Source organism: Streptomyces sp. NPDC047315, from assembly GCF_040643215.1.
Classification (GTDB): domain Bacteria; phylum Actinomycetota; class Actinomycetes; order Streptomycetales; family Streptomycetaceae; genus Streptomyces.
Map to the genome: position 1 here is coordinate 233431 of NZ_JBEYTZ010000011.1, position 9827 is coordinate 243257.

At 71.6% G+C, this 9827-nt stretch carries 8 protein-coding genes and 1 tRNA gene; 3 read left to right on the forward strand and 6 right to left on the reverse strand.

Features of this window, described 5'->3' with window-relative positions; genetic code table 11:
• Positions 1-269: 269 nt before the first annotated feature.
• The 5 genes from thrC to ABZ842_RS15825 form a co-directional block, all read right to left on the reverse strand.
• Positions 270-1328, reverse strand: coding sequence for a threonine synthase (thrC, locus tag ABZ842_RS15805; protein ID WP_361537224.1), 1059 nt, complete (start codon positions 1326-1328; stop codon positions 270-272).
• Between the two features lie 6 nt (positions 1329-1334).
• On the reverse strand, positions 1335-2636 hold the full coding sequence (locus tag ABZ842_RS15810) for a homoserine dehydrogenase (RefSeq protein ID WP_361537225.1): 1302 nt from the start codon (positions 2634-2636) through the stop codon (positions 1335-1337).
• Between the two features lie 96 nt (positions 2637-2732).
• Positions 2733-4124, reverse strand: coding sequence for a diaminopimelate decarboxylase (gene lysA / locus ABZ842_RS15815; RefSeq protein WP_361537226.1), 1392 nt, complete (start codon positions 4122-4124; stop codon positions 2733-2735).
• Between the two features lie 13 nt (positions 4125-4137).
• Positions 4138-5073, reverse strand: a complete 936-nt coding sequence (gene nrtL / locus ABZ842_RS15820) for an ArgS-related anticodon-binding protein NrtL (RefSeq protein ID WP_361537227.1) — start codon at positions 5071-5073, stop codon at positions 4138-4140.
• 55 nt (positions 5074-5128) lie between these two features.
• The gene (locus ABZ842_RS15825; protein ID WP_361537228.1) at positions 5129-5611 is read right to left on the reverse strand and encodes a response regulator; all 483 of its coding nucleotides are present in this window, start codon (positions 5609-5611) and stop codon (positions 5129-5131) included.
• A gap of 135 nt (positions 5612-5746) precedes the next feature.
• Here ABZ842_RS15825 and ABZ842_RS15830 point away from each other — a divergent pair.
• From ABZ842_RS15830 to ABZ842_RS15840, 3 genes are all read left to right on the forward strand, one after another.
• Positions 5747-5821, forward strand: a tRNA-Arg gene (locus tag ABZ842_RS15830).
• 219 nt (positions 5822-6040) lie between these two features.
• Complete coding sequence (locus ABZ842_RS15835) at positions 6041-6649, forward strand: helix-turn-helix domain-containing protein (RefSeq protein ID WP_361537229.1); 609 nt, start codon at positions 6041-6043, stop codon at positions 6647-6649.
• 72 nt (positions 6650-6721) lie between these two features.
• A complete protein-coding gene (locus ABZ842_RS15840) occupies positions 6722-7957 on the forward strand; it encodes an MFS transporter (RefSeq protein ID WP_361537230.1) in 1236 nt (411 codons plus the stop codon).
• Positions 7958-7980: 23 nt separating this feature from the next.
• On the opposite strand, the gene ABZ842_RS15845 is transcribed toward ABZ842_RS15840, so the two are convergent.
• Positions 7981-9648: an SWIM zinc finger family protein gene (locus ABZ842_RS15845; protein WP_361537231.1), complete on the reverse strand. Its 1668-nt coding sequence runs from the start codon at positions 9646-9648 to the stop codon at positions 7981-7983.
• Positions 9649-9827 lie beyond the last annotated feature (179 nt).

Consider the following 9827-nt stretch of genomic DNA (forward strand, 5'->3'; position numbering starts at 1 on the left):
ACCGCAACTGCACCGCTGCACAGACATATGCGGTGGGTGGGTTCGGTACAGCCTATCGAAGGAAGGTTCTGCCGCGACATAGGGCGCACAGGAGGCGCACGATGCGTGTCGCGAGCCTCCTGTGCCCCGATGTCCGCTGATCCCCGGCTTGGGACGTATCACACCGGGGTATTGCTCCCGTTCCGCCGCCCGCACGGCCGTGGCCAGCGCGTACGCCGCGCCGGAGCGCGGACGCGGGCCCCGGGTGACGGACGGGCGCCCCGGGGCGCTCAGGCGAGCCCGAGGTGCTCCGCGGCCGTCGGTGCGTCGACGGGGACGGTGACCGGCTGCGGCGCGCCCGCGACGGCCCAGTCCGGGTCCTTCAGGCCGTTGCCGGTGACGGTGCAGACGATCCGCTGCCCCGGATCGACCTTGCCGGCTTCGGCGGCCTTGAGGAGGCCGGCCACCGACGCGGCGGACGCGGGCTCCACGAAGACGCCCTCCTGCGAGGCCAAGAGCCGGTAGGCGCGCAGGATCTCACGGTCCGTCACCTCGTCGATGAAGCCGCCGGACTCGTCGCGGGCGGCGAGCGCCTGCTGCCAGGACGCCGGGTTGCCGATCCGGATCGCGGTGGCGATGGTCGAGGGGTCCTTGACGACCTCGCCGCGGACGATCGGCGCGGAGCCGGACGCCTGGAAGCCCCACATCCGGGGGGTGCGGGTGGCCGGCCCGTCGGCGGCGTACTCCCGGTACCCCTTCCAGTACGCGGTGATGTTGCCCGCGTTGCCGACCGGCAGCACGTGGATGTCGGGGGCGTCGCCGAGCGCGTCGACGATCTCGAAGGACGCCGTCTTCTGCCCCTCGATCCGGTACGGGTTGACGGAGTTGACCAGCGCCACCGGGTAGTTCTCGGACAGGTTCCTGGCCAGGTCCAGGCAGTCGTCGAAGTTGCCGTCGACCTGGAGGATCTTCGAACCGTAGACCAGCGCCTGCCCCATCTTGCCCAGCGCGATCTTGCCCCGGGGCACCAGGACGGCGCAGACCATGCCCGCGCGCACGGCGTAGGCGGCGGCGGAGGCGGAGGTGTTGCCGGTGGAGGCGCAGATGACGGCCTTCGCGCCCTCCTCCTTGGCGCGGGTGATCGCCATCGTCATCCCGCGGTCCTTGAAGGAGCCGGTGGGGTTGGCGCCCTCGACCTTGAGGTGCACCTCGCAGCCCGTGCGCTCGGAGAGCACCTGCGCCGGTACGAGCGGCGTACCACCCTCACGGAGCGTGACGACCGGGGTCGTGTCGGTCACCGGAAGCCGGTCCCGGTACTCCTCGATGATGCCGCGCCACTGGTGGGTCATTGCTGGTTACTCCCCTTCAACACGCATGATGCTGGCGACACCGCGGACGGTGTCGAGCTTGCGCAGCGCCTCGACGGTCCCCGAGAGGGCCGCGTCGGGCGCGCGGTGGGTGACGACGACGAGGGACGCCTCGCCGTCGCTGTCTGGACGGCCCTGCTGGCGAACGGTGTCGATCGACACCCCGTGCTCGGCGAAGACCGTCGCGACCTGGGCGAGCACGCCCGGCTTGTCGGCCACGTCGAGGCTGATGTGGTACCGCGTCACCACGTCGCCCATCGGGCTCACGGGCAGTTGGGTGTACGCGGACTCCCCCGGGCCCGTGGCCCCGGCGAGCTTGTTGCGGCAGACCGCGACCAGGTCGCCGAGGACGGCGGACGCGGTGGGCGCGCCACCGGCGCCGGGCCCGTAGAACATCAGCTGCCCGGCTGCCTCCGACTCGACGAAGACCGCGTTGTACGCCTCGCGGACGGAGGCGAGCGGATGGCTGAGCGGGATCATCGCGGGGTGGACGCGCGCAGTGACCGACCGCCCGTCGGCGGCGCGCTCGCAGATGGCGAGCAGCTTGACCGTGCAGCCCATGCGCTTGGCGGAGGCCATGTCGGCGGCGGTGACCTCGGTCAGCCCCTCGCGGTGGACGTCGTCGAGCCGCACCCGGGTGTGGAAGGCGATGCCGGCGAGGATGGCGGCCTTGGCGGCGGCGTCGAAGCCCTCGACGTCGGCGGTCGGGTCCGCCTCCGCGTATCCGAGGGCGGTGGCCTCGTCCAGCGCCTCCGAGTAGCCGGCGCCGGAGCGCTCCATCTTGTCGAGGATGAAGTTCGTGGTGCCGTTGACGATGCCGAGGACGCGGTTGACCTTGTCGCCGGCGAGCGATTCGCGCAGCGGCCTGATCAGCGGGATCGCACCGGCGACGGCGGCTTCGAAGTACAGGTCGCGGCCGTGCTGCTCGGCGGCGGCGTACAGCGTCGCGCCGTCCTCGGCGAGCAGGGCCTTGTTCGCGGAGACGACGGAGGCGCCGTGCTCGAACGCGGTGGTGATCAGGGTGCGGGCGGGCTCGATGCCGCCGATGACCTCGATGACGACGTCGATGTCGCCCCGTTTGACCAGGGCGGTGGCGTCGGTGGTGACGAGGGCCGGGTCGATGCCCTCGCGGACCTTGGAGGGCCGCCGCACGGCGACCCCCGCGAGCTCCACGGGGGCGCCGATCCGGGCCGCGAGGTCGTCGGCGTGCGTCGTCATGATGCGCGCCACCTCTGAGCCGACCACTCCACAGCCCAGCAGCGCCACCTTCAGCGGACGCGTACGCATCATCCGACCTCGTTTCTCATCACTTCTACGGTTGGACCAGTCTCACTCACCGGACAGCATTTTCTATCCTTCGTCCGGTATCCGAGACGTCTATCTCACTTAACCGACGTCCAGACGCAGGAGATCTTCCTCCGTCTCACGCCGGACGATCACTCGCGCCGCACCGTCGCGCACCGCCACCACCGGGGGCCGCAGGGCGTGGTTGTAGTTGCTGGCCATCGAGCGACAGTACGCGCCCGTCGCCGGCACCGCGATCAGGTCGCCCGGCGCCAGGTCGGCCGGCAGGAACGCGTCCTTCACCACGATGTCACCGCTCTCGCAGTGCTTGCCGACGACCCGGCTGAGCACCGGAGCGGCCGTGGAGGTGCGGGAGACCAGTACGACGCTGTACTCGGCGTCGTACAGCGCGGTGCGGATGTTGTCCGACATCCCGCCGTCGACGCTGACGTACGTCCGCAGGCCCTCCAGCGGCTTGATCGTGCCCACCTCGTACAGGGTGAACGCGGTGGGCCCGACGATGGCCCGGCCCGGCTCGACGGAGATCCGCGGGGTGCGCAGCCCGGCGGCGTCACACTCACGAGTGACGATCTCGTGGAGCGCCTTGGCGATGTGGCGCGGCTCGCGCGGGTCGTCGTCGGCGGTGTACGCGATGCCGAGCCCGCCGCCGAGGTCGATCTCGGGCAGTTCGACTCCGTGCTCGTCGCGGACGCGCTTGAGCAGTCCGACGACGCGGTGGGCGGCCACCTCGAAGCCGGAGGTGTCGAAGATCTGCGAGCCGATGTGGGAGTGCAGGCCGAGCAGTTCGAGGCCGTCGAGGGCGAGCGCCCGGCGCACGGCCTCCGCGGCCTGTCCGCCGGCGAGCGGGATGCCGAACTTCTGGTCCTCGTGGGCGGTGGCGATGAACTCGTGGGTGTGCGCCTCCACGCCGACGGTGACCCGGATCAGCACCCGCTGGCGCACGCCCCGGCGCTGTGCGGCGTGCGCGACCTGCGCGATCTCCTGGAAGGAGTCGAGCACGATGCGCCCGACGCCGGCGTCCATCGCCTGCTCGATCTCGTGCGCGGACTTGTTGTTGCCGTGGAAGGCGATCCGCTCGCCGGGCATCCCGGCGTCGAGCGCGGTGCGCAGTTCGCCGCCGGAGCAGACGTCGAGGTTCAGCCCCTCCTCGTGTAGCCAGCGCACGACGGCCTTGCTGAGGAACGCCTTGCCGGCGTAGAAGACGTCCGCGTCCTTGCCGAACGCCTCGGCCCAGGCGCGGCAGCGGGTGCGGAAGTCCTCCTCGTCGAGGACGTAGGCGGGGGTGCCGAACTCCTCGGCGAGCTGCGTCACCTCGATCCCGCCGACGGTGGCGACGCCGTCGGCGGAGCGGGTGACCGTACGGGACCAGATCTTCGGGTCCAGGTGGTTGAGGTCCGCGGGCGGCGCGCTGTAGTGGCCTTCGGGCAGGACGTCGGCGTGACGGGGCCCGGCGGGGTGGGCGGAGCGGCTCATCGTCGTGTCTCTCTCACAGGTGGTCGGGTGCGCTGATGCCGAGCAGGGACAGGCCGCCGGCGAGCACCGTCCCGGCGGCTTCGGCGAGCGCGAGCCGGGACCGGTGGGCGGCCGTGGGTTTCTCCCCGCCCCGGGGCAGTACGGCGTGCTGGCTGACGAGCAGCGCTTCGGCGGTGGACACGAGGTGCCGGGCGAGCCGGTCGGGCGCGCGCAGGCGGGCGGCGGACGCGACGGCGCCCGGCTGGTCGACGACGGCCCGTTCCAACTCGTCGTCGTCTCCGCCGGGGGCGTACGCGCCGGGGGCGAATCCCAGGTCGGCGGCGTTGCGGAGCAGGGCACTGGCGCGGGCGTGCGCGTAGCGGACGGTGAAGAGGGAGTTGCTCTCGTGCTGTCGCAGCAGGTGCGTCCCGGGGCGCGACAGGTCGTGCGCGGCCACGGAGAGGAAGGCCCACCGGGTGGCGTCGGGGCCGAGGGCGTCGGTGGTGTCGGGGTGGTTGCGCACGTCGACGTCCGCGGCCGGCCCGAGTCCTTGGGTACGGCGCAGCAGCGCGACCGTGTCGTGCCAGACGGCGGCCCGGTCGCCGCGGTGCACCACCGAGGCGTGCGCGGCGTACGCCCGCACCTGCTCGACGGCGTCCTCGACGTCCCGGCGCCGACGGTCCGCTCCCCCGTCGAGCGTGATGTTCAAGAACCCGGGCCCGGTGATCTCGACCCCGGCGATGCCCGGCTCCCGCGCGATGCGCTCCCGCAGTGTCCGCGCGACGGCGACGGGCGACTGCCCGGCCGCGCCCGCGAGCCGCAGCGCGACGTTGGTGGCGTAGTCCCCGCACCCACCGGGCCGGGGCCGCTCCACCTTCACCGCCTGCGGTACGGGCACCCGCAGCACACCGTCCTCGACGGCGCGGCACACGGCGTGCAGCACGGTGCGGGAGAGCTCTGCGGGGGTCACGGGACAAGCGTAGGCGAGGAGGTGGGGCCGATAGCGAACCCGTTTCGCGATGCGGTCAGCCCCGCGCGCTCCCGGCCCGCCCGGCCCCGCGCCTACCGTCCACGGACGGCGGCCCCTCCCGGAGCATCAACTGACGCACGAGCCGCACCAGGTCGGCCGGCTCGAAGGGCTTCGCCAAGAACGCGTCCACCCCGGCGGCGATCCCGCTCTCCACCTCGTACTGCGTACACGCACTGATGATCGCCACGGGCAGATGACTGGTCCCCGGGTCCTCCCGGAGCCGAGCGGCGGTCCGGAGCCCGTCGAGCCGCGGCATCACCACGTCGAGCGTGACGACGTCCGGCCGCACCTCCCGCACGACCTCCAGGCACTCGGCACCATCGGCCGCGGTCACCACCTCAAAGCCCTCCAGCTCAAGGTTGACCCTGATCAACTGCCGAATGACTCGATTGTCATCGACAACGAGCACCCGCCCGGACGCACCTGACACAACTTGAGAGTAGGTCGACCGCCGCGGCTGCGTCCGGGTTTTCCCCACTTCCACCCCCTCCGGGGGACCCGGAACCACTCTCCCGCCCCACTTCCTCCCACGAAATACCTGTTCACGGGCACCGTGCCGGAGCTGGTAGTGTTCTACCCGTCACGCCAGCGGGAACACCGCGGCGGACGGTGCGCCCCCGTAGCTCAGGGGATAGAGCAACGGCCTCCGGAGCCGTGTGCGCAGGTTCGAATCCTGCCGGGGGCACCATTGATCAGGGTCTTGTCTCTGCAGGGATGCGGAGACAAGACCCTTCTTGCGTGTAGCCCAAGAGCGAGCCGCCTTCGACCGTCGCACCGCCGCGACCATCCGGCCCGCATCCCGCCACGGAGCCAGGGCGGACCATCGGGAACTGACACCCCGTCCGAGCCGGGCTGTATTGGACAGCCGTAATGGACCGATCGATCCAAAAGCTGTTACGGTCGCGGCATGGCGCGACCTAGGACCTTTGACGAGGGGCGGGCTCTGGATGCGGCGATGCGGGTGTTTTGGGAGAAGGGGTACGAGGCCACTTCCACCCAGGACCTGTGTGATGCCACCGGGCTGGGCCGAAGCAGCATCTACAACACCTTCAAGAGCAAGCACGACCTCTTCGAGCGGGCGCTGGCGCGCTACGTCGACATGACGACCAGTGCGCAGCAGGAGGTTCTGGAGGAGTCCGGGCGGTCGGGGGGCGAGCGGGTGCGGGCGTTGTTTGGGGTGATCGTCGAGAGTGAGACGGATCAGCGGCTCGGGGGGCGCAGCCTGGGGTGTTTGACCGTGAATACGCTCACGGGGATGGCCGGGCGGGATCCGCGGACGGCCGCGATCTTGGAGCGGGACACGGCGCGGCGGTTGGCCATGATGCGGGCGGCGCTGGAGGACGGGCAGCGGGACGGGAGCATCAGCGCGCCGCAGGACGCGGGGGCGCTGGCGCGGTTCGTGAACGCGGCGATCGCCGGGATCCGGGTTTCCAGTCAGGGCGGGGCCGATCGGGCCGCGCTGGAGGCCATCGCCGAGGTCGCCGTCGCGGCGCTCACTTCCGTACGGGCTTCGTAAGCACACCTGCACGGGGTGTCCTTTCGCCTCCGCTCGTTTTGGACTGGTCAATACATAACTGAGGAGCTCTTGGTGGCCCGTTCCGTGTACGTGTTGGCTCTCGGCATCTTCGCCATGGTGACCAGTGAGTTCGTGGTCGCCGGGCTGATGCCGCAGATGGCCGAGGGGTTGGACGCGACCGTTCCGCAGGTCGGGTATCTGATCACCGCGTTCGCGGTGGCGATGACGGTCGGCGGGCCCTTCCTGACCGTGGCGCTCGCCCGACTGCCGCCCCGTACGGCCCTGTTGTGGCTGTTCGCGGTCTTCCTCGTCGGCAACGTCCTCGCCGCGCTCGCCACCGACTACGTCGTCATGGTCGTGGCGCGGGTGATCACCGGCGTGGCCGCGCAGGCGTTCTTCGGGGTCGCCGTCTCGCTCGGGGTCCAGCTCGCCCGGCCCGAAGTGCGCGGGCGGGCGATCGCGGTCGTCATGAACGGGCTGATGCTCGGGACCCTGTTGGGGCTGCCGCTGTCCACTCTGGTGGGCGAGCGGTTCGGCTGGCGGGCCGCCTTCTGGGCCATCTCGGGGCTGGCGCTGGTCGCGGCGCTCGCCACCGTGCTCGGCGTGCCGCGGCTTGAGCGGGTCGCGCCCGCGGGCGGGCTGCGGCGGGAGTTGGGCGTCTTCCGGCGTCCGCGGCTGTGGCTGGCGATGACCACCAGCACCTTCGTCATCGGCGCGACCTTCTCGGCCTTCAGCTACCTCAATCCGATCCTGACCGAGGTCACCGGCTTCGCCACCGGCACCGTGCCGCTGCTGCTGATCGCGTACGGCGGGGCGACCGTGCTCGGCAACACCGTCGTCGGACGGTTGGCGGACCGGTACGCGCTGCCCGTGCTCGCGGTGGGGCTCGCGCTCAACCTGCTCTTCCTCGGCGGGTTCGCGCTCCTCGCCGACGTGCCCGCGCCGGCCGTGGCGTTCCTGCTCGGCATCGGGCTGGTCGGCGTCACGATGAACCCGGCGATGGTCACCCGCGTCCAGCGCGCCGGCAACACCAGCCCCTTGGTGAACACGGTGCACTCGTCCTTCATCACCACGGGCGTGATCATCGGGTCTTCCCTGGGCGGTGTGGCGATCGAACGGTTCGGGCTGCGTGCGCCGCTGTGGCTGGGGGCGGTGTTGGCGGCTGCGGGGCTGGCCACGGTGTTGCCGGAGTTGGTACGGAGCCGGGACCGCGCCGTTGCGGCGTCCGGGTCGGCTGCGGATCCCGGGTCGCCGCGGGCGTCGGGGTCCCAGCGTGGGACGGCGGCTGCGGGCTGCCCGGGCGGCTGACGACGGCCGGCGTCGGGCAGTGCCTACAAACCGTGTTCGTCCATCAGGCGCATGAGATTGCGCTTGCGCTTCTGGGCGGTCCGCAGCTCGGTGACGTACGCGGCGTACTCATCAGGCGATTCGAGGTGGCGATGGCAGTCACGGATGCTCAGCAGCAGGCTGACGAGCCGCTCGTAGACGTCGTTGCCGACCTGCCCGGCGAGCGGGGCCGCCAGACGCCGGTAGACGGCGAGCGCGTCGGAGGGACGGGCGGCGCGCGACTGATCAGCCAGGGCAAGCCATTGGTGGTCGTACGCGCCGAAGTCCGCGGCGGCCCGCCACGCGGCGTCCCCGTCCCCGTCGTCCAGCAGCACGTCCACGAGGACGGGGGCGCCGCGGGCCGCACGCTGCTCGGCGTCCGCACGCAAGAGGTCAAGTGCCGCCGCACGCTCGGTCGGCCAGCGGTCGGCGGCCCGGGCGGCAGCGCGCAGCTGGCGGTAGGTCAGCAGGGTGCGGCGGGCGGCGAAGTGGTCGCGGCGCAGGGCGACGGCCGCGGGCAGCCGGTCTTCCTGGGCGTGTCGGTCGGCGAGGTAGTCCACGAGGGCCGTGTCGACGGCGGTGAGGTCGTCGACGTCCCTGATGCCGCGCTCGGCCCATTCCAGCGCCTCGTCGGAGCGGCCGGCGGCGTCCAGTTCCCTGGCGATGTGCAGATGCGTGTGGCCGTTCGGCGCGAGGTCGGCGGCGTGCACGGCGATCACGGTGTCGAGGTCGTTTCCCGCCTTGGCCAGCCGTTGCAGCAGGTCCTTCTCGGCCCAGCCGGACCGGTTGGCCTGCCACGCCTCGACCGCGTACTGGCGCAGGGCGGCCATTCCCCGCTCCCCCAGCAGGTCCTCGTAGTCGAGCGGGTCGATGTCGGTCAGGTCGGCCGCGTCATCGAGGGCGTGAGTGACCAGCCAGTGAGCGAGTTCCTCCGGGTCCGGGCGGGCGGCGCGGCAGGCGTCGTGGTGGGCGTCAGCCAGGTCGACGCCGACCTGACCGAGCCATCCGTCGGAGTCGTCAACGCTTTCGAACTGCCCGGCCAGCAACCCGATCGCCTCTCGCGCCACCGTCATCGCGTCGGCGGCCCGGCCCGAGGCCGTCAGCGACCGGACCGCTGACACCGCCTGCCCGGCCTGGTCCGCGTAGGCGCGGGCATCGGCGTATTCGACGTGGCCGTACTGCGCGTACGGGCCGATGTCGAGCAGTTCGCGGATGCGAGACCGGATCCCGGCCAGGTCGCCCTGTGCGCTCGCCGCCCGCAGCTCCAAGCGGCGCCGCAGCTGACGGTCCTTCGCGACCTCCTCCCGTACGGCGCTGAGCAGTTCGTCCCTCGACAGGCCGGACAGCCAGGCGTCGAGGCCCCGCGCCCGGTTCCGGGCCGACTCCCGCTGGCGGGGGAGGTCGACCTCCTGAGCGAGCACGGTCAGGCCCAGCGCCACCAGGTGCTTGCAGAAGTTGCCTTCCTGGCCGTACGGGCAGTCGCACTGTCCCATCGGCCCCCTGCGCCCGCCCAGGGTCAGCTCCGCCTCGTACCGTTCCGCGCCATGGACCGACGCCCTGATCCAGTCGTCCCCGACCTCAACCCCGGACACCGCGTCGACGTAACCGAGCCCGCGCTCGAAGGAACGCGCCCCGGCCAGCGACCGCAGATCCGCCTCAGTCAGACCCTTCACGACTCCCCGCACTCCGATCCCGCTTCTCGGCACCCCTCACCCAGGGACCTCCGGTCGAACGACCCCAAGGACCAGCATGGCATCCACTAGGTCGTGTCTGACAAATAGCGTCGTCCGCCCCTGAGGGCGGGGGCCGCGGCATCCGGTGCGTGCAATCGCAAGGCGGAGGGTCTTCCTCG

Excerpts from the sequence above, each read along its gene's own strand:
- lysA (WP_361537226.1), bottom strand. The coding sequence starts at position 4,124 with ATGAGCCGCTCCGCCCACCCCGCCGGGCCCCGTCACGCCGACGTCCTG.
- thrC (WP_361537224.1), bottom strand. The coding sequence starts at position 1,328 with ATGACCCACCAGTGGCGCGGCATCATCGAGGAGTACCGGGACCGGCTT.
- ABZ842_RS15835 (WP_361537229.1), top strand. The coding sequence starts at position 6,041 with ATGGCGCGACCTAGGACCTTTGACGAGGGGCGGGCTCTGGATGCGGCG.
- ABZ842_RS15810 (WP_361537225.1), bottom strand. The coding sequence starts at position 2,636 with ATGATGCGTACGCGTCCGCTGAAGGTGGCGCTGCTGGGCTGTGGAGTG.